We start from the raw sequence: 24453 nt of genomic DNA, 5'->3' as shown, positions 1-24453 counted from the left end.
TTAAAAATTAAGGGTTAAACCTAATGTCCATTTTCGCGGCAGAGGGTATGATTTGCCGTCGTCCAATCCCGTGTAAACGTCGATGGTTTCCGGGTTGCCGTATGAATAGTTGCTCCAGCAGAATAGATTTTCCACGGTCATGAAGAAGCGCATACCGGAGAGTCCGGCTTTGCGTATCCAGTTGTCTTCGAAATTGTAACCCATGGTTAATTGACGCATACTTAGGGAGTGTACTTTTTCGATGTTGCTATCCAGCATGGGCTCTATTATTTTGCCGTATTTCGGGAAATCCGCCTTGTCCCCGGGAGCAGTCCAAAAGGTCACGTCCCGACTGTCGAAGAAGGCTTGCGGGATATTGGCGTAGAGTTGGTTGCCCGCGGTGCGAATGACTTTTCTGCCTAACGTGAAGCTGAATAACATGTTGATGTCGAAGTTTTTCCATTTAAGTTCGTTTACCCAGCCCCCGTAAGCGATAGGGAGGGGTGAGCCCGCATTGTATTTGTCAGCCGAGCCGTCATGATCGAAGTCCGCTAGGTTGTAGTCCCCGACTTTGCCGCTTGTCTTGCTGCGATTGGTGACTCCGCCGATGTAGGTGGCGTCTCCGTTTATCTTGTAGTAGACGGGTACTTCATCATCCGAGTTATAGAAGCCGTTGTGTTTGTACACCATCATCCCGAATAGCGGACGACCGATGACAAACCAGTCTTGTTGGTTGTTGCGCAGGATGGAGATGTCTTTGTCGCTGTAAGAGTCTTCCAAGCGGTTCCATACTTTAGCCACGTTGAATCTCGTGCGCCATGTTACGGCTCGATCGCGCAGGATGTCTGCCAGTATTTCAAGTTCGATACCTTCGTTGGAAACGGCAATAGCATTTTCTTTGCGGGAGCTCACGGGAAGGAATCCCCCGGGTAACCCGACGTTCATGATTAATGAACTGGTATATTTGTAGTAATAGTCCAGTTTCAGGTTGACGCGGTAGTTGAACATATCGAGGTCTAATCCCAAGTCGTATTGTTCGGTTTTTTCCCAAGTCAAGTCCGGTGCCACAGGTGTACCCGTGTACACGCCCGTGCGGAACTGGAAGGAGGTCATGTTGGCTCTCATCAAGCCGTGGGCGAGGTATGCATCCGAGAATATTTGTCCGGAGGTTCCGTAACTTCCCCGAAGTTTTCCCCAGTTTAACCAATTGCCTGTCCAGCGTTTTATAAATGGTTCCTCCGAGAAGCTCCATCCCAAGGCGATGGAGGGAAAGTTTGCCCAACGATTGCCTTCACCGAATGTGGATGAGCCGTCGCGGCGGAAGGTAAATTCCATCAAGTAGCGCTGTTTGAAGTTGTAGCCGATACGCCCGAAGTAGCTGACCATTACTTTTTCTTCGAAGTCGGATTCATAACTGGTAGTTGATTCCCATCTCGGACTTTGTTCTGTCCCGTAATTGTAAATCGGGGAGTTGATCGAGGGGTCGTAGTAGTTGACGTTGTCGCTGCTGCTGCGTTTCCCGTATCCCCCGATGTAATGGTTTTGTTCTTTGTTGATGTTTAAACCGAGCATGATGTCAATGTTGTGGATTTCGTTGAAGCTGCGGTTGTATTTGAACAGTTCTTCCGTGGAGATCATTAAGTTACGCATGATAGCTCCTTGGGATTTGTTTTCGTGATAGGATTCGTCCAGAGTGCTGGGCGTAAATTTGTTCATGTTGTTTTGGGAGTAGTCTATACTACCGGACGCGGAGAGGCTGAATCCTTTGAGGAATTTGTATTCAAGGAAAAGGCTGGCCATAGCCCGGTAGTCGTCAGTTCTGTCCTTGATGCCCTTGGTCGCGTCCAGCCATTCACTGACGATTTCGTCGCTGGCTCCTTCATAAGTTTTCATTTGTTCGGGGACGACGCTCATTTTCTCGTAGCGGCTGCTTCCGCTGCCCGATTTGTTCATGGTTCTGTCGACGTATGCCAGATAGATACGAGAGTCTAAACGCAGGCTTTGAGTGAGTTGAGCGGTTGTGTTGGATATGAGGTTGCCCCGGGTATAACCGCTATTGACCATGATACCTTTCTCGTCATAGATCCCGGCTCCGATCATGTACTGGAATTTGTCGGAACCGCCCGAAGCCTGAATGTTGGCATTCAGGACTTTTCCCGTGCGGAAGGCGTATTTCCACCAGTTGGTGCAATTGTTGTAGTAAGGGTCCAAGCTGTCCTGCAGGTTCATTTCTACCCGAACGTTTGACGTCTGTCCGTTTTGCCAAAAAGCGTCGTACACGCCGGCTTTATTCCAGATTTCCTCGTAGGAGGTAGGCCAGTAGAAGCCTCTGTTTACCCCGAATACCATGTAGTAGTTTGTTTGGTTTCTTCGGTTTAAAAGTTGCAGGTAACGATCCATGCGTCCCCCGGTTTGCACGGGGTATTCCATGACTTTAGACCAAGTGTAGGATATGTTGGCAGCGAATTTTGCCGCCCCGGCTTTTCCTTTTTTAGTGGTTACCAGAATGACCCCGTTGCCCGCACGGGAACCGTAGATAGAGGCTGCAGCCGCGTCTTTCAATACTTCGACGGATTCAATCATGCTCGGGTCGAGGTCTGCCAGTGTATTGGTTCCTGTTACCGGAGAAACGAACGAGTGCATGGGTACTCCATCAACTACCCAAAGCGGTTGCCCGTCGCTGGCTCCGTCCACGAGCAGGGAGTTGAAGCCTCGCACGGCGATAACCGAGGCACTGCCGGGGGCTCCCGATTGCTGGATAATGTTGACTCCTGCCAGACGTCCCTGCAACATGTTCGTGATGCTTGCAGACGGAAGTTCTTTCATTTCATCCGCTTTCACGGAAGATATGGCCGAGATCATTTCCCGTTTGTTTTGGGAGCCATAGGCCCGCACGACAACTTCGTCCAGATCGGCAACGTCTTCCTCGAGTTTGACGCGTATCGTGTCTGTCTTTTCGGTAAAAGGCACGGATTGTTTCCGGTATCCCACGAACGAAAATTCCAGAGCTCCGCTTGTCATCGGCAAGGTGATCGAGAACCAACCGTTTACGTTCGTGGCGGTTCCCACGGTGGTTCCGGCGACTCTCACGGTTACTCCCGGAAGCGGAACGGCTTGGCCGTCTGTTACAAATCCTTTTATTGTCACGGATTTTTTTTCATCCGCGAGTTTTTGCTTGATGGCAATCACGTTATCTTGGAATGAAAATATTAATCCGGTTCCTTGCAGGCAATGTGCCAGCACGTCTTTTACCATCATTTGGCGAGCGTTCACGTTCACTTTGCCCGCGGCACGTATGTCTTCGCTCTTGTACACGAACATGTAGTCCGTCAACTCTTCGATTTGTTGAAATACTTCGCTCAGGGTTACGCCTGACATCTGTAAATCGATGCGTGTTTCCTGTCCGTGTGCTACCGCGCGGACGGAACACAAGCCCAAAAGTGTAAATAACGCTAATAATTTCATTTCTCTTAGCGTTTGTTGAATTTTTGGTTTTTGTTTCATAACTTTGTTCTACTATTTTAATTAACATTTCGTTAGTATCGTGGAGTTACTAACGTGTAAGGGGATGTGGGGACATCCCTTTACTTTTTATCTAACACGTAAATTGTTTTTCCGACATAAGTGAATCGTACACCGCAAGTTGCTTGAAGGTGTTTCAGTACACCCTCTATTTCTGCATAGCGATTAGAGTGCAAGTAAAAGCGAACATCTTTTAATGACGGATCCGAGTAGATTACCTCGAAATCATACCAGCGGGAGAGTTCTTTGAAAATGTCTTCCAGACGGGCATCACTGATGGCGATTCTTCCATTGTGCCAAGCGAGTACCGTGTGAACTTTCACTTTTTGAACCGACAATGAACCGCTTTCCGGGTTAAACACTGCTTGAAGGGAAGGTGTTAACACGAGGCTTGTGTCGATACCCGGATAGTGTTGTATGACCTTGCCTGTCACGAGTGTGGTAATTACGTTTTGATCGTCCTCGTAGGCACGTATATTGAAACTTGTACCTAGTACCTGTACATTCATTTCTTTTGTCTGTACGATAAAAGGGATTTGTTCATCTCGTTCTACTTCAAAATAACCTTCTCCTTCCAGAAATACTTCCCGCGTTTTGCCACTAAAAACTTCGGGATACCGTAACGAGCTTCCCGCGTTCAGCCACACTCGGCTACCGTCTGATAACATTACGTTAAATTCACAACCATAAGGGACTGTCAATTTGTTGTAACGTATCTGTTTTTTGTCGTTATTTGTTTTGTTCGTGTACTCTAGTCGCCCGAAATCGGTCAGCCGGATATCTATTTCATCGGAACGCAGTGTTGTGGAATCACCAAGGGGAAGAATGATTTCTTCCCCGTTATTTAGGGTTAATACCGGCATTTGCCGGCTTGTCAAAGGTATTGTTACCGGACGACGGACTTCCTGTTTCGCTGTTGACCACCACCATGTGGTTATCCCGATGGCTATGAATACGATAGCTGCTGCCGCGTAGCGAACCTGTAATCTTTGTAATCTTCGGGAGCGGATTCGTTGCATGGTTCGTTTTTCCGCTTGCATGTCGTTTACCTGCTCCCACCGTTCAGCCCATTCGACACGCCTGAATTTTCGGACTTCTTCCCGGAAGAGTAGTTGTGCTTCTTCGTCTTTTTTTAACCAATGATTGAATGCTTGCTGTTTTTCTTCATCCATGGTTCCGGTCAGGTAGTCATGTATTCGTGTACGTTTTTCTTCTATTGTCATCATAGCTTTGGTTTCTGTCTATAAGATAATAGTAGAAAAGTGAAAATGGGTGAATGTATTTCTTCGTTTTTTTTTGAAAAAGTTATATCTTGCTTATAAACAGGATTGTCGGAATTGCATGAAAAGGAATATTGCCGGGTCGGGAAATTGTCGGCGAAGTTGTTGCAGTCCATGATTGAGAAGGGTTTTGACTGTATTGACGGAAACGTTTAAGGACTCCGCTGTTTCTTTGTATTTTTTCTTTTCCACGATAATGGAGAGAATAACGGCACGGGTTCTTTCAGGTAATTGGCGGATAGCTTCGCGGATAGCCTCAACGAGTTCGGGGGAGAACGTTATAGCTTCTTCCTCGGTGGCTTCGAACGAGAGAAGTTCGGCATAGGTGTATTCGCGGGTATTTCGAATTTTGTTTACACAGAGGTTGCGCACGGCCCGGAAGAGAAACGCGGCTAACGTGTCCGGGGTGACGCGGGTGTATGCATGGGTGTTGATGAAATGGTAAAAAACGTCTTGTACGATATCTTCTGAAAAAGTATCATCATTGAGTAGGGAGTTGGAAAATAGAATAAGAGGTCTATAATAACGCCGAAAGAGGAGACTTCCTCCTTTATTGACATTCTGTTTGAATGTATTGAGGATATCCGTGTCCGCGATTTGCATGTAGTTCCTTATTTTATTTTCCTCAAAGGTAGATAATAAAATTCAGAATATAAAATAAGGAAGAATTCAACCTTGCTGAATTCCTCCTTGTTTTAGTTGAGTTTCCTGTGCTCTATAGTTTGTATTGATACAATTGAGCCAAAATGTTGTGGTATTCTTTTTCCACGTCCAGATAGCTTTGTTGGCTGTCGTAGAAAGTGGTGAGTTCGACGAAATAGTCGATCACGGAGAGTTGTCCGGCGTTGAGGGCTTTGTTGAGCAGTTCCACGTTGCGCTGTTGTTCAAGGACTTTGGCGTAGTCTTCACGGGAGATCTGCAAGGCTTCTGCCTGATGGTAGAGTTGTTGCAGGCTGGTGCGAAGATTCAGCCGGTTGTCTTCGAGAGAGGCTGTGGCGAATTCTGCTTGGGCTTTGGCTTTTTTGACGGTGTTTTTGTTTTCGAAAAGGGGGATGGATACTCCCACGACGAAACCGTTGGACGCGACGTTACCCGATGAGGCGCTACGTTTGTAACCGACGTCGAATTTGGGCAAGGAGAGGGAGCGGTTGAGTTTCACTTCCCGTTTGGCAATCTCTTGCTCTTCGGCTAAGCCTTTCAAGTTCGGATCGGCGGCGATGAAATCGGCTTGCAATTGCTCGAAGTCGATTAAGCTTTCCCCTGTCGGGTATTCCGTGTTTTGGAACGGGATCGGGTTACCGCCGTTCAAGTTTTGCAGTTGTTCCAACGCGGCGTTCAGTGCGGCTTGATTCAAGCGGCTTTGGTTCTGGGCGTTGAGTAATTCCAATTGGATTTTATTTAATTCCAATTGGTTGGCGTCTCCTGATGCTAACCGTTTTTGATAGAGGGTAAACATGGACTCGGCATTACTTAATCGTTCGTTCAGCAGGACTTTTTGTTTGCGGAGATAAACGATCTCGATGCAGGTTTGTTTTGCCGTCAGAAGAAGTTGTTGACGGTAAGCCGCGAATTGAAGGTCGAATGTGCCGGACTTTAATGCGGCGATTTTGTTCTTGTTCGCGTACGTGTTGGGAAAGTCCAACGATTGTTTTACCGTGAATGAATATTCCGAACCGGGGTTATTCCGATTGCCCCACATTTGTTCCCACTCGAATGTCGGGTTAGCCAGAAATTTGCCGGTTTGAGATTCCAGTTTTTGGGCGTCGGTCATCTTTACGTTGGCTTGCAACGATTTGTTGTTGTTCTCGACGCTTTTCAGAACCTCGTCGATGCTGCTTTGGGCCCTCGCGGAGAGGATGCCCAACAGCATGATGCTTAATATGTATAATTTATATGTATTCATATTGTTTGTTTCAAAGGTTACGCTTCCAAGTTTTCGATATTTTTTTGCTTGTGGTTAAGCAATATGTACATGATCGGAACCACGAAGCCGTTCAACAAGGTAGAGCTTAATAATCCACCCAAGATAACTTGAGCCAGCGGGCTTTGGATTTCATTGCCCGGAAGGTCTCCCCCGACTGCAAGCGGAATCAATGCCAAGGCGGAGGTTAAGGCTGTCATCAGAATCGGGTTCAACCGATCGAGAGAACCGTGAATAACACTCTCGTATAACGAAAAACCTTGTTCCCGCAGGTGGTTGTAGTGCGACACGAGCAGGATTCCGTTTCGGGTGGCAATACCGAATAACGAGATAAACCCGATAATAGCGGGAATGCTGATGATTCCCGAGGTAAACCAGATGCTGATGATTCCCCCGATGATAGCCAAGGGCAAGTTCAGCATGATGATTCCGGATAAGGGCATACTGTGAAATTCGTTGAACAATAACAGGAATATCAACATGATAGAGATTAAAGAGGTAAGGAACAAGGTGCGTGAAGCCGCTTGTTCACTCTCGAATTGACCGCCGTATTCCACGTGATAGCCTTCGGGCAGGGAGATTTGTTCGTCTACTGTTTTTTGGATATCTTTCACGACACCGTTCAAGTCACGTCCTGCCACGTTGGCGGATACGACTATTTTTCGTTGCACGTTTTCCCGGCTGATGGTGTTCGGTCCCACGGAAGGGAGTATTTCAGCCACGTAGTGAAGCGGTACTTTTTGTCCGTTGGCGTCAATCATCAAGTTACCGATTTCTTCCATGTTTACCCGGTTGTTGTCGTGTACTTTCACGGTGAGGTCGAATACCCGACCGCCCTCGTACACTTGGGATATGACTCTACCGGAGAGTGCCACGTTGATGAACTCGGAGAATTCGGGCAAGGTAATGCCGTATTTGGCGAGCATATCCCGTTTCGGTTTGATTTGTAGTTGCGGGCGCTCGATTTGTTGTTCCAGAGTCAGATCGGCGATGCCGTCGATGCCTTGAATGGCGTCTTTGATTTGCCCCCCGATGGTGTACAGTTTGTTCAAATCGTTACCGAATAGCTTAATGGCTATGTTTGCTTTCGTTCCGGACAACATGGCGTCGATACGGTGGGAGATCGGTTGCCCGATTTCAATGTTCATGCCTTGTAGTTTACCCAATTGCTCGCGCACGTCGGCAAGAAATTCTTCCCGGGAGCGTTTGTCAAGTTCGAAAGGAGCTTCGATTTCCGATACGTTGACTCCCAAGGCGTGTTCGTCTAATTCGGCACGTCCGGTCTTGCGGGCAACAGTCTGTATTTCCGGGATACCCAGTAATATTTCTTCTGCCATTCGTCCCATCTTGTCGGATTCTTCCAGTGAGATACCCGGCATGGTGCTGGTATTGATGGTGAGCGACCCCTCGTTGAACGGGGGCAGGAAGCTACGTCCCAATCCGGTCATGATGATGATCGTGAAGATTAACAGGGCGGCACTGGTTCCGATAACTACTTTCTTGTGGCGGAGAGCCCATTCCAAGGCTTTTTTATACCATTTTTTCAGCGTGCGGGAAACAATGGGTTCCTTCTCGCTTTTTTTCAATGCTTTCGGGGTGGTGAGGATATAGCTGCATAATACCGGGGTTAAGGTCAAAGCTACTACCGTGGAAGCGAAAAGTGCCACGATGAAAGCGATTCCCAGCGGTATCAACATGCGTCCTTCCATGCCGGAAAGGAAGAACAGGGGCAAGAAGCAAGCCACGATGATTAGCGTGGAGTTCAGAATGGGCATACGTACTTCTTTGGATGCCTCGAACACGATTTTTAGGGAAGAAAGACGTTCGCCCGTCGGTCTTTGTTGATTTTCCCGCAGTCGTTTATACACGTTTTCGACATCGACAATGGCATCATCGACCAAGGAGCCGATGGCTATGGCGAGTCCTCCCAAACTCATCGTGTTGATGGTTAATCCCAAGGCGTGTAAGGTTAGAATTGCCACGAGTAATGACAAGGGCAATGCTACCAGCGATATAATGGTGGTACGTACGTTCATCAAGAAGAAGAAGAGTACGATAATCACGAAGATTGCCCCCTCGAACAGGGCTTTCTGTATGTTGGAGATTGAACTCTCGATAAAACGGGATTGACGGAAAATGTCGGAAGAGATTTGCACGTCCGAGGGCAATGTCTTTTGCAATTCCGAGATGGCGTTGTCCAGTTTGTCCGTTAATTCCAACGTGTTGGAATTAGGTTGTTTAGTGATCGTGATTAACACGGCAGGATGTCCCTTTTCGGATGCCAGTCCCAGTTTGGGTTCTTTTTGCCCGATTTGTACCGTGGCGATGTCCGATAAAAGGACAGGTATATTGTCTACTGTTTTCACGACTCCTTTGCCGAGTTCTTCAACATTGTCGGTTGCGAGAATACCTTGCACGATGTACTCGTTACCGTACTCGTAGAGGATGCCTCCCGTGGAGTTCTGGTTCATGTTATCCACCACGGCCAGTACTTCGTCCATGGTGATGCCGTAGTGTTTCATACGGGCAGGATCGAGAAGTATCTGGTACTCTTTGATATCGCCGCCGATAACGGTTACCTGTGCCACGCCCCCCGTGGAGAGCAGGCGGGGACGGATTGTCCAGTCGGCAATGGTACGCAAGTCCTGTAAAGAGGTCGTGTCGGAGGTCAATCCGAAAATCATCATTTCTCCCAAGATGGAGGATTGCGGACCGAGAGTGGGACTTCCCACGTTACCCGGAAGGGCATCTCCGAGGGTAGATAGTTTTTCGGAAACAATTTGTCGTGCAGTGTATATATTGGTGCCCCAGTCGAATTGCACCCACACGACGGAGAATCCTGTCGTGGAGGATGATCTCACGCTGCGCACGTCGGTTGCTCCGTTTACCGCTGTTTCGATGGGGAAGGTTACCATCCGTTCTACTTCTTCGGGTGCCATACCCTGTGCCTCGGTCATGACTACCACTGTCGGGGCATTCAAGTCCGGAAATACGTCCACTTCCATTTTGTGCGCCGTGTAAGAACCCCACAAAAGCAGGACAATCGACGCGATCATTACCACCAGTCGGTTGTGTAATGAATATTGTATGATCTTATTTAACATCCGAAATTAATTTATGATTTTAAATTTTAGATTTTAGATTTAAGAATTTCCCTCTCTAACTCCTCTTGCAGACAATTGATAACGCTGTATATCTTTTCATTTTCAATTTTCAATTCTCCATTTTCAATTGATTAATGTTCATGGCTATGTCCATGAGGTATTGCACCTGACGCGGAGGCCATTTTTACTTGGTAGGCTCCTTGAGTTACGACACGGTCGCCGGGGTGCAGTCCTTTTAGTACCTGTACTTCTTTGCCATTGTTGGCGCCAAGGGTAACCTCTTGTTTGCGGTAGCCTTCGTCGTCGATTTGCACGTAGACGTAGAAGAAGCCCATTTCATTTGTCAGCGCGGAAACGGGGATACTCAAGGTATTTTCTATCGGGGATGAAATAAGATATACTTCAACAAATGAGCCGGGGATGACTTCTCCCTTGTTGTCAAATTCGAATGACACGGGTACGAAGAATGAGTTGTTGTCGGAAGTCTTTCCGAAAGAGAGCAGGCGTCCGTTCAGGTCTGCCAGTTCGTACACGTGGTTGTCATACGGGGTTTTGAAGTTGGCGCTATTGATGCTCTTCAGTGCGTTGTAGTATCTTTGGGATACCTCGGCACGGAGTACTAACCGTTGGTTTTGTGAAACGGTTGCCAGTGCTTGTCCGGCTGTGATGTATTCTCCTTCTTTTACCAGTATGTTTTTGATATGCCCGTTGATCGGGGCGTTTACACTTACACCTTTCTCTGTTTTGGCTCCCGATACGGCCTCGTATGCTGTTCTGGCGTTCTCGTATTCCAAACGGGCGGCTTCGAATTCTTTTTGAGAGATGATTTTATCTTTCACGAGCGATTCAGCCCTGTCGTGATTGGCTTTTGCCGTTTCGTAGGTGGCTTTTACTTTCGTGTAATAATCTCCTTCTGCCATGTTCTTGGATGATATTTGGAATAGGGATTGCCCTTTTTTGACGGCGGTACCTTCACTCAATTTGTTGGAGGTAAAGGATACTATACCGTTGCTGGTGGCAACGACAACTGCTTCGTCACCGGGGGCTGCCATTATTTGTCCGGAGGTTTTTACCACTTGGTTGAAACTGCCGGGCTGTATCTCTTGTACTTCGAAATTTGTTTTAGCGGCTTGCTCTTTGGAAAAGATTATCTCGTCGCTGTGTTTTGCTTCTTCTGCCTCGTGGCTGTGTGCGGCGTGTTCTTCCGCGGTTTCGTGGTCGTGACTGTGATCGTGTTTCGGATCATGATCGTGCTCCTTGTCATGGTTGTGGTCATGAGCATGGTCGTGTCCTGCATGGGTTTCCGTTTCGGAATGTTTGTGTTTGTCTTGTGATGAGTTACTCTTGCATCCGACAAGTGAGATTGCTAATATTGTAATAGCATAAAAAAATGTTCTCATATGAATAAGTTATTTGTTATGAGTATATAAATCGAATAAATGTAGGTAATGTATTTTACCGGATCGCGGTGAATACAAAGAATGAAATCCGGAACGATTTCTTTAAGCTAATACGGTAGGTGGTGCACGTCCGGCAGAAGTCATGCTCCACGTGATGGCGTGGAGTCGTTCCCGATAGAATGTGGGCGGTGTTATTCGCGTGTCTTCCGGGAATAAGGATAAATAGTTTTCTCCTGTAATGATAAATAACGGGAGAAGTAGATGCTCCGGAGTCAGATCCGGACAACATGAACATTCATGATTGTGTTCTTTTATTATGTCTGTTTCAAAAAGCTGTTTTACTTCGCATTCTTTTTCACAAGAGTTGGAACTATGATTGTGTTGACAAGTATTTCCTTCTTGTTGTTCGATACAATGTGTTGCGGTGAAACAGATGAGAGAGCCATGATGGTGGTGAGGTAAAACCGTTGTCACCAGCATCGTGATGCAGGCAACAAGAAGCGGTATAATTGCTAACTGGCGTTTCCTCATGGCGCATATTATTAACTATCTGCAAATTTAGGGTATAGAATGCAGATATGCAAATGTTTGCGTGAGCTTTAATAAATTATTAACAATTACTTGTTCATGGTTTCGTATCCGCGAAGCATCAATTCTGCCGAGGCGGGATTGGTTGCCAATGGTACATTATGTACGTCGCAAACACGCATGAGCATTTGTACGTCCGGTTCATGTGGATGTTTGTCCAGCGGATCACGGAAGAAGAAGACCATTTGTACTTTATGTTCTGCGACCTGTGCCGCTATCTGTGCATCTCCCCCGATAGGGCCTGAAAGCAAACGTTCAACTTTTAATCCCGCGTCTTGAGCGTGTTTCCCGGTGGTTCCGGTTGCGATGATTTCAATGTTTGCCGAATGCATGAAATCATAATGCCTGTTTAGGAAAGCGACCATTTCTGCTTTTTTCCCGTCGTGTGCAATTACTGCTAGTTTCATAGTGTGATTTTTTTACGTTACAGCAAATATATAATTAAGTCGGGCAAAAATGAAATGATTCGGGGGAAAGTTTGAACAAAGTGTAAAAGTGAATTATTCCACTTTTACCCATTTTACGGCATCTGCAACAATGAGCTGTCTTTCATATACTGTTATTCGCATATTACTTTTCCAGTTCATCATTCGCCTCAAATTCAGACTATAATTATTTTCCTTTTTATCGCTTCTATCTCCCCGGTTATCCAAAACTACTTGAGTAATACCTTGAGCGAAATAAAATTTTCCTAAAGTAACCCAGCCTGCTGCTTTTCTTCCCGGAGAAAAGACAATTTCTTTGTCACCTTGGGTGCTACGTACGGTATAATAAACTGTACTGTTATATCCTGAAGAAGTGTGAATGTTTATTCCTTGATTGTCATAAGTTTGATATTTTACGTTATTTACAAATACTTCATAATTTCCTGCCTCTTCTATATGAGTTTCCCATATAGCTTTACAATCTCCTTTGCCTGCATATGTATACCAAGCATCACGTTTCCCATATCCATGACATGAATTAGTAATTAAATTTGACCAATGTGCAGTATGATAATTTTCGTTCTGATTTTTGTGTTTGAACCAAGTTATAAATAATTTTTCCGGTGGAGAGATTAATTGGAATCCGGGATCTGTATTATCCACAATAATTTCACCATGAACGGGGGTGAATTCACGTTCATTAATATCATAAATTCCTGAAATCGTATCATGAGAATAATCCGTTACAGCATCACGCCATTCATAAGAAAAAGAAGCTGGAATATTCAAAGAATTTCCTGTATTTACATGCAAATTATATATTTTCCCTTTTATAGAAATTTCTTTACATGCTCCCCGTTCTAATAAGTAATAATATTTTTGTTCTCGGTTATCATGCATGTTTGCAGTTAAGGAGACAATTCCGTCGGAGAAACCCACGTTCCTTATTTTCAGACGGGTAAAGTGTTTGTCTGGTTCTTCCCCTCTCAAACGGCGTACATCTTTAATCTCAAAAAAAGGTAGAGATGTTGAATTATACCACTTGTGGAGAAAGTCTGTTATGTCAATATTAAAATATTGTTGAATTTTTAGTTTAAATTGTTCCCAATTGTATTTTGGTGAATACATAAATTCTTGACAAAATAATTCGAATTGTTCTTCTGAAGAATGTAAACGTAAATAATTCGCTAATTCTTGTCTTTTCAAATAAATCACGGCATCCAAGATGTTCCTGTCCATCCCCTTTTCATGTAAGGCGTCTTTGAGTGAATGATTTTCAGTTAAATATAATTGAGCGAGTGTTATATCCATATCTGAGCATGGGTTCGGCGCTTTCAAGTTTCTCATGATGACATTTAAAATCGGGAATTCCAAGGGGGTCACATATCCTGTTATGAATATAGGTCGTAAACAATATTTATGTTTTTCACGATACTCTATTTCTTGGGAAGAAAATGTTATAGAATACATCACATGATTTCTACGCTTATGTGGAGATTGTTGTGTGAAATAAGGATCTAATAAAGAATTGATATGATACCATTCTATTATCTTTGGATCTTGGAATTCTTCTTGACCTTTCCATCCCGCCTCTTTTCCTTCTTGTAGTAAAACCATTCCCGGTTGGACTAATTCACTTGAATTTTTCCAAGAACGAAAATAAGAAGTAACCGAAGCGGGTACTTCTATAAAGAATAGGTTCTCAGTAGGATAGGTGTATCCATAATCCTCCACGTGAGGGAAAATCTGTGTTGCCATAAACTTTGTTGAATACGGCCATATTGTATGTTCTTTAACAGGCATGCTTGTTATTCTCCAGTTACTATTCACTTGGGCTGATGTTTGTTCAAACGGACCAATGCAAAGGGTAAGCCCCGGAAGTTTTTCGGAGGTGGTAAAACATACGGTATCTCCGCGGAATGATTTACTCCCTTGAGAAACAATGGTATTAGTAGTCGTTTGTAAAACTTGAAGGTTATATTGACACAAATTTATCGCTGTTTCGTATGGAGATTTTATATTTATAGGCGGTTGGGTTACAGGATACCATAAACACTCCGGAAGTAGTAATGTAAAATTATCGGAAACAAAGCTAAAGCGTCGTTCAGGAACATAAGCCTGCCATTTATAACCGGGATGATAATAATCTTTGTCAGGTATATCCAAATAACAGATTCTATCATCCACTTTTCCTTCGTATTCTAACACAAGAGAGGTCTTTGCCCCCGGCATTAACGGGATATCTATTATAATGGCTTGTTTATCGCGTTTAAAAGATATCGGTTTATTGTCATTCGTCACATGGGTTACTATTAAAGATGGATTTAAATATAATACCACTTGTTTTAAGGATACTGACTCAAGGTTTTCCACTATAAAGTTACTTTGCATATATATTTTTTCTTTATGTAGGCGACAGGTGATTGAATGATAGGAAATCGTTGTCTTGTGGGAAGATGTATATTTATTATAAACATTTCTGAATTCGTTTCGAATGGATTGTTCTTCTTTTAAACGATATATGTTGGAATATCCCAAAACATAACCAACCAATATTAAAAGTAAGCCTAGCAAATGGAAATAACTTCCCTTGTGGCGACAAGAATCCAATCGTCGTTGAAAACTAAAAGAACTCAATAATAATCCGGTGCCTACGAAGAAGAACGAAAAACGTTGTGCTAAATACCCTTTTAGAGCCATGAGTCCTGTGATATTTGAATAACCATTTGGTAATTCTCGGGCAAATAAATCAAGGGGTAATAACGATTTGCAATAAGCGATAATTAGGTATAATATGCAAAGTAAAATCAATATAGCAAGCATGCGATTCCGCAATAACTCAACGATCCAAATAGATAATCCCAATACAAAGATGAATGTTGGCAAAGAAAAGGTCAACGGGTAGAAAAAATAAAGCCAGCCACAAAAAGGAGAGTCACTCATGAATACATGAATGAAAAGAGCAACTCCGGCTGAAGCCAAGCTTAAAACAAAATACAATGAAACAAATCCGAATAGCTTTCCTAGGAAATAGCTTAAATTGTTGTAAGGGCGAGTTCGTATTACTTCCAAGGAATCTATTTCTTTTTCTCGGGAAAATAAATCCACTACGACAAAGCAAAAGAGAAGTGATTGTAAAAAGTTGAAGAGGAATGAATTTATTAACGGAAAAGAACTCGGAAGAGTAACCATCTCGTAGCTTGCAGAATACGTTTGTAAATACAAGTGATAATAGCTTGTTACGAAAATAATCAAGACTAAGAAAAAGCGAAATAACCAATTCCTTCTTCCAATTTTGAGTTCATATTTAGCAATAATGAAAATAGTACTCATCCGAATCTTTTATGAAATTTATACTCCTGCTTCCGACATAATGAAAGGAGCATTATATGTTTTAGTGGTTCCTCCCTCTGCATTTACGGAGGTTTGTAACTCATTATACCCGTCCTTCATGAATTTCACTTGAAAATGTTTTAGTTCTCCTTTATCTAACATAAATTTAAGTGTAAAATTTCCGAACCAATTAGTACTTCCAATCCGTGCTCCACTTTCATCAAGAAAAATTTCCACATCAGAAACTCCTGAGCCTTTGCCATTTTCTACTTTACCATTAACGAATCCCGGTTCCTTTATTGCCTTCGATCCCATTAGTAAACAAGTCATAATTGACAAATAAATAAAAATTTTCATAATGTTTGTTTTTGAATTAATAATAATAAATCATGTATAAAAAAATCTCATTCTTTTACTTTTTGCATTACAACATCCGGTGCGAGCATGATTACTCCCAATGGCTGTAAAATTGTATCATATTCCACCGTGATATAACCTTCTTTTTGGAAAAATAATTTTTGCTTTGTTTGCCCTTTGCAGAACCCTAAAGCATACTTACCTGCTTTAGATGTTGTAAAAAGGATTGAGCCACTAACCCCGACATTTACTTCTGGAATAGGTTTTTGATTTGAACTATCAACTACCCTTCCTCTATAATACACCATGTGTGGAGAGTTTACGATATTCAGCATGACATCCGGACTTTTTATATTTCCCTTGTTGTTTTTATATTCTTTTCTTGGAATTTTAGTTTCTTTCAACACTCCTCGATAAGGATTGAGTGAATATCCAATTTTGACGATAGAATCCAGATAGGGGAAAACTAACTTATAGTACCCATCAGAATTAGTTTTCACGTTTACAGCATTTTTTTCTTTTTTTGTTAATAACGTAATATTTACTTCATTTAAAGGTTCTCCGGTTTCTGCGTCTCGTACGTACCCTTCGTATGTAACCTTATCATTGGTACATCCATATACCATTGTGCAAATTGCACACACGATAATAAGCAAGATTTTTTTTGTTTCCATAGTTTCAATTGTTAGTTTCCGTATATTATAATCTGCTATTTCAAAAACGCAATATCTTTTTATATAAAACACATAATATTGATTTTATGGAGTGTTTTAATATAAATATTTAGCAAAAATTAAATATAGTTATATATACTTAATGATAGCTTGTGGCAGAGAGAATAGGATTGGTTGTTAGTTTTTGTGTGAATTAAAATGGCTATTCAGTATGGAGTCGGTTTGTTTGAAAAAGCGTTTGCTTTTGATGAGGTGGTAATATTTTATGATGCTGTCGGAGAGGGCTTCGGGGACGACGTAATAGCGGGTGCGTCCTTCCTCGAACGGGCGGTATGTGTAGAACTTGATTGTTTCCATGGTGTAACGGGTGGTTTTTGCTTCCGGGCGGGTTAAAGTTAAGCGGATACAAATACCTCCGTCGGTACCTTTATAAGATTGGTTTGAAATGAAATTGCCGAGTGAATAGGCGGTAACTCCAACGGTGTCTTTGCCCGATAAGATGTATTCGATAGGTTGTACCACGTGGGGGTGTGAACCGATGACGATGTCTGCCCCTTGTGCGTGTAGCCATGTGGCGAGGGCTTTCTGTTCTTTATTGGGGGAGGTGTGATACTCGTATCCCCAGTGCATGAAAGCAATGATATTGGTCGCCGAATCTCGTTTGGCTTGCTGAATATCCCGTTTGATAACCGTGGTGTCGATGAGGGAAACGACAAAACCTTTCGGGATGGGAAGTCCGTTTGTACCGTACGTGTAGTTTAACAGTGCGATTTTGAAATTGTCTTTCCGAAGGTAGAGCGGATTCCTTTTTTTATAACTTAACGTATCCATGAAGATGCCCGTGTGGGCGATGCCCAGCGAATCGAGGTAATAAATTGTTTTCGTGATGCCTCGAGCCAGTTGGTCGCAACAATGGTTGTTCGCCGTGACGAACGTCGTTACTCCCAGACGTTGCAGATCTCTTGCTATTTGCCAAGGAGAACTGAAACGAGGATACCCGGAGTATTCTTTATCGGAGAGGGTAGTTTCCAAGTTCGCGATTACAAAATCCGAGTCGTGCCAATAAGGTGCGATATACCGGAAGCATTTCAGGTATTTGTAATCTTTCTCGGTCGGGTTGTGTGCGTCGTATATCTGGGGTAGATGTTGGATGATATCCCCGCAAAAGAATAAAGAAACGGTGTCGGGTGTTGCCGGTATCTGTATAGCATGATCTGCTCGTGCGGGTTTCTTCTCCTCTTTGCAGGCGAGAAGAAGGATGGTAATCCATATGATCAGAATGAGGGTATGTCGAATCCTCGATGCCATACGAGAGAGGTATAAAAAAAGCCGTCCGAAGACGGCTTTCAATTTATTTCTTCAATTCAAATTCAAATTCTTCTTCGGCGGGAGGAATACATTGAGAGCCTGAGCAAGCCATGTATTCAACAGTACCTACCAGTTTACCGGTGTCCTTTTTCAATTTCACGCGTTGAACGAAAGTAACTGTTTCCTCGAAATATTTCAATTCCATGTTGAATGCTTCGCTTTTTTCTACTTTCGCTTCTGTGGTAGCCTTGAATTCGCCAACTAATTCAATATCGGATGATTCGTCTTCGTCCATGATGAAAACGGTTGGTTGAGGACCATTCTCCGGAAGTTTCGTATCATACAGGTGCCAGCCGCTTTCAATGGTAGCCTTGCAGATGATGTCATAAACACCTTCGCTGACTTTCTTGAAAGTAATTTGCCATTTCACCGGTTTTAAAACCTGTGAGTTTGCAGCTCCAACCATCATGGTTAATATTGCTGTAAGAATTAAAAGTCTTTTCATGAGTAAATCAATTAGTTTTTAAAATAATTCCTCTCTAATATTTAGTGACGCAAAGTACAAAATTATCGAGAGAATTTGTCTTAGCTTATAGTTAAAAAAATTATAATGTTTTTTTCACCGCTACTTGTTCAAAGCTTTCCACGAAATCTCCCGTTTGAATATCGTTGAAATTGTTGATGTTCAAACCGCACTCGAATCCTTTGCTGACTTCTTTCACGTCATCCTTGAAACGTTTCAATGAACCGAGTTCTCCGGTAAAGATCACGATACCATCACGGATCACGCGTACTTTCGAGTTACGGGTGATTTTTCCGTCTCTCACGAGACATCCGGCAATGGTGCCCACCTTGGTAATCTTGAATGTTTCAAGTACTTCCACGGTAGAAGTGATTTCTTCCTTGAATTCGGGTGAAAGCATACCTTCCATGGCAGCCTTGATTTCCTCGATAGCCGTGTAGATGATGGAGTAGAGTCTGATGTCGATCTCTTCTTTCTCCGCCAGCTTGCGGGCACTCAAGGAAGGACGAACTTGGAATCCGACGATGATGGCGTTGGATGCTGCAGCCAGCATGACATCGCCTTCGGAAATTTGTCCTACCGCTTTGTGGATCACGTTCACTTGTATTTCTTGGGTCGATAGTTTGATCAAGGAATCGGATAATGCCTCGATAGAACCGTCCACGTCTCCTTTCACGATGATGTTCAGTTCTTGGAAGTTTCCGATAGCGATACGTCTTCCGATTTCGTCCAGCGTGATATGTTTCTGGGTACGCAGTCCTTGTTCGCGTTGTAATTGTTCGCGTTTGTTTGCCAATGCACGCGCATCTTTTTCGTTCGCCATCACGTTGAATTTGTCACCGGCTTGCGGAGCACCGTTCAACCCGAGGATTAATGCCGGGCATGAAGGTCCGCCTTCTTCCATTTTGGCGCCGCGTTCGTTGAACATGGCTTTCACGTGTCCGAAATATTGTCCGGCAAGCACAACGTCTCCGACGTGGAGAGTACCGCTTTGCACGAGTACGGTAGCCACGTATCCCCGTCCTTTATCCAAAGAGGATTCAATGATAGACCCCGTGGCTTTTTTATGCGGATTGGCTTTCAGTTCAAGGATTTCAGCCTCGAGTAATACTTTTTCAAGAAGTTCCTCTACGTGTAAGCCTTTCTTTGCGGAGATTTCTTGACATTGGTATTTACCGCCCCATTCTTCTACCAGATAGTTCATGGCTGCCAGTTCTTCGCGAATCTTGTCGGGGTTGGCTCCCGGTTTATCAATTTTGTTGATAGCGAATACAATCGGAACACCTGCCGCACTCGCGTGGTTGATGGCCTCAACGGTTTGCGGCATCACGTTGTCGTCGGCAGCGATGATAATGATAGCGATATCGGTTACTTGAGCTCCGCGGGCGCGCATGGCGGTAAATGCCTCGTGTCCCGGGGTATCAAGGAAAGTTACCGTTCTTCCGTCTGCCAGTTTTACGCTGTAAGCCCCGATGTGCTGGGTGATTCCTCCCGCTTCTCCGGCGATTACATTTGCTTTACGGATATAGTCGAGCAAAGATGTTTTACCGTGGTCAACATGTCCCATGACCGTAACGATCGGGGGACGGGTTTCCAGCATGTCTTCTGTTTCTTCCTCCTCTTCATCAATGGCTTCTTGAATGTCAACACTGACAAATTCAACATCGAATCCGAATTCTTCCGCCACGATATTGATGGTTTCCGCGTCCAGACGTTGGTTGATGGATACGAATAGACCGAGTGACATACAAGCCGAAATGATCTCCGCCACGGAAATATCCATCATGGTAGCTAACTCGCTAACCGTAACAAATTCCGTGAGTTTAAGAATATTCTTCTCCAGTTCGGCTTGTTCTATTTCAGCCTGCATTTTTTGATGCACGGCATCCCGTTTGTCTCTCCGGTGCTTGGAAGATTTGGTTTTTCCCTTACTTCCCAGACGCGCAAACGTGTCCTTGATTTGTTTTTGAACATCTTCTTCTGAAATCTCAGCCTTGCTGGCTTTTTTCTTCTTGATTTTTTTGAGTTTCTTCTTGTTCTCTTCCTGTTTAGCTGTTTTAGGAGCATCGATAGTGATTCTTTCATCCTTTTTCAGAATACGTTTCCGTTTTTTACGGATCTCCGTATCATCAGAATCTTCTTTTCCGTCTCCACTGACCGGAACATTCTTCTTGAGAGCAAGTTCATCCGTGCTCTTGGGTGGAACAAGTGATTTCTTTTTAAGTTCCCGTTTATCTCTTTCGCGCTCTTGTTTGCTTTTTTTCGGGGGACGGGTACGTTGATTGATGGCATCCAAGTCAATGGAACCCACTACTTTCACGTCCTTTATAGTCGGGGTGGAAGATTTATAGTTGACTTCCTGTCTTCCGGTATCGGTATTTTCTTCCTCTACTTCCGGTGCGGCCTCTTGTTTTACTTCCTCTTTCGGTTGTTTTATAAGAGTCTTCGGGGAAGATTTGAAAGGAGCTTGATTTTCTTCACGCTCTTGCTTTTGCGCGTGAACCGGAGTTTCTTTTACCGGAACTTCAACAGGTGTTTCCTCTTTTTTTTCTTCTATTTTCTCCACTCTTTTTTCTTCTTTTTTCTCGACAGGCTTTTCCTCGACCTTTTCTTCGTTTTTGGGCTTATTCAGTTTATTCAGGTCGATGTGATCCACGACTTTTATCTTGCTTTCCAGTTTTATCTCGTCTTTCACGGAAATAAATTCCGTTTGATGAGATTCCGTATTTCCCATGTTGTCGATGCTCACGGTCTCTTTTTTTAGCCGGGTATTTTTCAAGTCCACGCGATTGGATTCTTTTTTAGCCTCGCTATCCGTGGAGAACTCTTTGGCAATCAAAGAGTATTGGTCATCAGTTAATTTTGCGTTTGGATCAGATGAAATCTTAATCCCCTTCTCTTGTAGGAAATCCACTATCGTGGACAAGCCTACGTTAAATTCTCTAGCAACTTTACTTAGTCTAACTGCCATATTAAGATTTTATTTACAAGCATTCATAATCTTGAGCGTCCTTATTCAAATTCAGCTCTTAAAATTCTGAGAACATCCCTGATGGTTTCTATCTCAAGATCAGTCCTGCTCTCTAATTCCGACTCACTTAATTCCAGTACGCTCTTGGCTGTATCACAACCTACGCGATTCAGTTCCGCAATGATCCACGGTTCTATTTCATCCGAGAATTCTTCCAGCTTCACGTCTTCTTCTTCCTCTTTCTCTAATTCGCGGTACACGTCGATCTCGTATCCCGTGAGCTGGCTTGCCAGTTTGATGTTTAAACCGCCTTTACCGATTGCCAGTGATACTTCTTCCGGATTAAGGTATACGTTTGCTCTTTTATTGCTTTCGTCAAGTTCAATTTTGTTGATCTTGGCGGGGTTCAAAGAACGGGTTATATAAAGTTGTATATTATTCGTGTAATTGATCACGTCGATATTCTCGTTTCTCAATTCCCGGACGATTCCGTGGATACGTGATCCTTTCATTCCCACGCAGGCTCCAACGGGGTCGATGCGGTCGTCATAAGACTCTACGGCCACTTTTGCACGTTCGCCCGGCACCCGAACCACGTTTTTAATGGTGATCAGACCGTCGAATATTTCCGGTACTTCGTTCTCGAACAATCTTTCAAGGAACACGGGTGATGTTCTGGAAAGAATGATGTAAGGAGAAGCGTTTTTCATCTCCACCCGGATTACCACGGCACGAATGGTGTCACCTTTCTTGAAGAAATCACTCGGGATTTGTTCTTGTTTGGGTAATATCAATTCGTTGCCTTCATCGTCCAGTACCAGAATCTCTTTTTTCCATACTTGGTAAACTTCCCCGGTCACGATCTGTCCCACTTTCTCTTTGTATTTCGTGAAGATGTGGTCTTTCTCCAACTCGAGGATACGGGCAGAAAGGTTTTGCCTTAATGCTAAAACCGAACGGCGTCCGAAGTCTTTGAATTTCACCTCGTCGGTTACTTCTTCTCCCACTTCGTAATCCGTGTCTATTTTTTTCGCTTCGGTCAATGATATCTGTGTATTCGGGTTCTCAAATTCTTCGTCTTCAACCACGACACGATTTCTCCAGATCTCCAAGTCCCCTTTGTCTATATTGATAATGATATCAAAATTTTCGTCCGTCTCATATCGCTTGATGAGCATATTTCTGAAAATGTCTTCCAACACTCTCATCAAGGTAGCTCTGTCAATATTTTTTAGCTCTTTAAATTCTGCAAATGAATCAATCAAATTAATGTTTTCCATTTTATCTCGTGTGTTTTAGAAAATAACAATGTCTTTTACCTCCTTTATGTCTTTGAACTGAATGCTCTTATCTATTTTTACAAGGCTCTTTTTCTTTTTCCCTTCAACCGCGACTTTCTCTTCACATTCAAGTACGATGCCTTCGTCTGAATAAGATTTTAATATGCCTTGTATTTTTTCACCCGTTAGCAGCTTTGCCTCAACTTCTTTGTTCAGGTTCTTCTCGTATTGCTGTGCTACTTTGAACGGGTAACCGATTCCGGCACTTGCAACGGTTATGGCGAAATCTTCGGTCTCCCGGTCGAGTTGGGCATCCAATTTTTTGCAAACCTCTCTACACTTGCCCACGTTGACACCTGTCAACGAATCGATGTAGACCTCGAGCGAATTATCCGCGGATATGGATACATCCACCAGAAACAATTCGCTTCCTTCCAGAATGGATTTGATAATTTCTTTTATTTCCTTTGTGCTTTTCATTCAATCCTTTAGTTTAAGATAACAGAAGAGGGGACGTCTCGCCCCCTCAGTGTTAATAACCGCTTGCAAAGATACAATTAATTCTTTTTATTCCAAAGGGTTCGCTGAAAAATCTAAAGAAAAATAGCTATTCGTCGCGTAAAACGAGCGGATTCCGGAAGAATGCAGTAGATTAGCGGCTTACGGAAGAAAATGGTTGAAAAAGTGAAACATATTTGTCACATTCCGTCTGTTGTTCCAAATAAAATTTGTAAGTTTGCCGAAATTTTGTGAATTATGGAGTTTAAAGCAAAGGATATAGCAGCTCTGCTTGGCGGGGTTGTGGATGGAGATCCGGAAGTTATTGTGAATAACGTTTCCAAGATAGAGGAAGGAAAACCCGGTACGCTGGCTTTTCTTGCCAATCCCAAATACGAGCACTATGTCTACACGACACAGGCTTCAGTCGTTCTGGTAAACAAGACTTTTGAACCTGCCCACGAGTACGCCTGTACATTAATTCGTGTAGAGTCTGCTTATGATGCAATCGCGACCTTGTTGCAGATGTACGAGGATATGCGCCCGAAACCACAGGGGATAGAACAACCGTCTTATGTTAGTGAAAGTGCCACGATAGGAGAAAAGCCTTATATCGGGGCATTTGCTTATATAGGAAAAGGTGCGAAAATAGGTAATAACGTTAAAATATACCCGCAGGCTTATATCGGTGACGGGGTGACCGTCGGTGACGATACGATTATCTATGCCGGGGTAAAAATCTACTCCGGTTGTGTTGTCGGGAAATCATGTATCCTGCACGCGGGAGTGGTTCTGGGTGCTGATGGATTCGGTTTTGCCCCGGAAGGCGATCATTATAAAAAGGTTCCGCAAATCGGAAACGTGGTGGTCGAGGATAACGTAGAGATTGGTGCCAATACTTGTATAGACAGGGCTACGATGGGGTCTACGCTTATTCATAAAGGCGTGAAACTGGATAATCTGGTACAGATCGCGCATAATGTTGTCGTGGGAAGTAACACGGTTATTGCCGCCCAGACGGGAATTGCCGGGACAACGAAAGTCGGTGAGAATTGCGTGTTCGGCGGACAGGTGGGACTTGTCGGTCACTTGACAATCGGGGCGGGTACTCAAATTGCGGCGCAGAGCGGTATCACTTCCAATATCCCGGAGAAATCCGTGTTGCGCGGTTCGCCTGCTTTTGATTACCCGAAATATCAGAAATGTTACGTGATGTTCCGGAAATTGCCGGAAATGTACGGGCTATTGAGAGATTTAGAGAAAGAAGTTGCAAATTTAAAGTCAAAATAG

17 protein-coding genes are annotated in these 24453 nt (G+C 43.7%); 1 reads left to right on the top strand and 16 read right to left on the bottom strand.

Annotated elements, in window-relative coordinates; translation table 11 throughout:
• The 16 genes from L0M98_RS15420 to rimP form a co-directional block, all read right to left on the bottom strand.
• A complete protein-coding gene (locus L0M98_RS15420; protein ID WP_237961756.1) occupies positions 1 to 3444 on the bottom strand; it encodes a SusC/RagA family TonB-linked outer membrane protein in 3444 nt (1147 codons plus the stop codon).
• A 119-nt stretch (positions 3445 to 3563) separates the two neighbouring features.
• Positions 3564 to 4727, bottom strand: a complete 1164-nt coding sequence (locus tag L0M98_RS15415) for a FecR family protein (RefSeq protein WP_227216918.1) — start codon at positions 4725 to 4727, stop codon at positions 3564 to 3566.
• A gap of 90 nt (positions 4728 to 4817) precedes the next feature.
• The gene (locus tag L0M98_RS15410) at positions 4818 to 5384 is read right to left on the bottom strand and encodes a sigma-70 family RNA polymerase sigma factor (protein ID WP_186974674.1); all 567 of its coding nucleotides are present in this window, start codon (positions 5382 to 5384) and stop codon (positions 4818 to 4820) included.
• Between the two features lie 112 nt (positions 5385 to 5496).
• The gene (locus L0M98_RS15405) at positions 5497 to 6684 is read right to left on the bottom strand and encodes a TolC family protein (protein ID WP_227216919.1); all 1188 of its coding nucleotides are present in this window, start codon (positions 6682 to 6684) and stop codon (positions 5497 to 5499) included.
• A gap of 17 nt (positions 6685 to 6701) precedes the next feature.
• Positions 6702 to 9806, bottom strand: coding sequence for an efflux RND transporter permease subunit (locus L0M98_RS15400; protein WP_227216920.1), 3105 nt, complete (start codon positions 9804 to 9806; stop codon positions 6702 to 6704).
• 131 nt (positions 9807 to 9937) lie between these two features.
• A complete protein-coding gene (locus L0M98_RS15395; RefSeq protein WP_227216921.1) occupies positions 9938 to 11206 on the bottom strand; it encodes an efflux RND transporter periplasmic adaptor subunit in 1269 nt (422 codons plus the stop codon).
• 102 nt (positions 11207 to 11308) lie between these two features.
• Positions 11309 to 11737, bottom strand: coding sequence for a DUF6769 family protein (locus tag L0M98_RS15390; RefSeq protein ID WP_227216922.1), 429 nt, complete (start codon positions 11735 to 11737; stop codon positions 11309 to 11311).
• Between the two features lie 86 nt (positions 11738 to 11823).
• Positions 11824 to 12201 (bottom strand): methylglyoxal synthase, encoded by a 378-nt coding sequence (locus tag L0M98_RS15385; RefSeq protein WP_099291077.1) that lies wholly within the window; start codon positions 12199 to 12201, stop codon positions 11824 to 11826.
• A gap of 93 nt (positions 12202 to 12294) precedes the next feature.
• Complete coding sequence (locus tag L0M98_RS15380; RefSeq protein ID WP_227216923.1) at positions 12295 to 15552, bottom strand: hypothetical protein; 3258 nt, start codon at positions 15550 to 15552, stop codon at positions 12295 to 12297.
• Between the two features lie 18 nt (positions 15553 to 15570).
• Positions 15571 to 15909 (bottom strand): hypothetical protein, encoded by a 339-nt coding sequence (locus L0M98_RS15375; protein ID WP_227216924.1) that lies wholly within the window; start codon positions 15907 to 15909, stop codon positions 15571 to 15573.
• 47 nt (positions 15910 to 15956) lie between these two features.
• Entirely contained in the window at positions 15957 to 16583 is a 627-nt protein-coding gene (locus tag L0M98_RS15370) for a carboxypeptidase-like regulatory domain-containing protein (protein ID WP_227216925.1), read from the bottom strand.
• 177 nt (positions 16584 to 16760) lie between these two features.
• Positions 16761 to 17891 (bottom strand): CapA family protein, encoded by a 1131-nt coding sequence (locus L0M98_RS15365; RefSeq protein ID WP_227216926.1) that lies wholly within the window; start codon positions 17889 to 17891, stop codon positions 16761 to 16763.
• A gap of 43 nt (positions 17892 to 17934) precedes the next feature.
• Complete coding sequence (locus L0M98_RS15360) at positions 17935 to 18396, bottom strand: protein-disulfide reductase DsbD domain-containing protein (protein WP_227216927.1); 462 nt, start codon at positions 18394 to 18396, stop codon at positions 17935 to 17937.
• Positions 18397 to 18496: 100 nt separating this feature from the next.
• The gene (infB, locus tag L0M98_RS15355) at positions 18497 to 21385 is read right to left on the bottom strand and encodes a translation initiation factor IF-2 (protein WP_227216928.1); all 2889 of its coding nucleotides are present in this window, start codon (positions 21383 to 21385) and stop codon (positions 18497 to 18499) included.
• A gap of 41 nt (positions 21386 to 21426) precedes the next feature.
• The gene (gene nusA / locus L0M98_RS15350; RefSeq protein ID WP_099291075.1) at positions 21427 to 22665 is read right to left on the bottom strand and encodes a transcription termination factor NusA; all 1239 of its coding nucleotides are present in this window, start codon (positions 22663 to 22665) and stop codon (positions 21427 to 21429) included.
• Between the two features lie 15 nt (positions 22666 to 22680).
• Complete coding sequence (gene rimP, locus L0M98_RS15345; protein ID WP_099291074.1) at positions 22681 to 23145, bottom strand: ribosome assembly cofactor RimP; 465 nt, start codon at positions 23143 to 23145, stop codon at positions 22681 to 22683.
• A gap of 276 nt (positions 23146 to 23421) precedes the next feature.
• Here rimP and lpxD point away from each other — a divergent pair, with 276 nt between their 5' ends.
• Positions 23422 to 24453 (top strand): UDP-3-O-(3-hydroxymyristoyl)glucosamine N-acyltransferase, encoded by a 1032-nt coding sequence (gene lpxD / locus L0M98_RS15340; RefSeq protein ID WP_227216929.1) that lies wholly within the window; start codon positions 23422 to 23424, stop codon positions 24451 to 24453.

The sequence above is a fragment of the Butyricimonas sp. DFI.6.44 genome (genome assembly GCF_022132345.1).
GTDB lineage: Bacteria > Bacteroidota > Bacteroidia > Bacteroidales > Marinifilaceae > Butyricimonas > Butyricimonas muris.
Note: the sequence above shows the minus strand (reverse complement) of the source record. Positions and strands in the feature narration are given on the sequence as shown.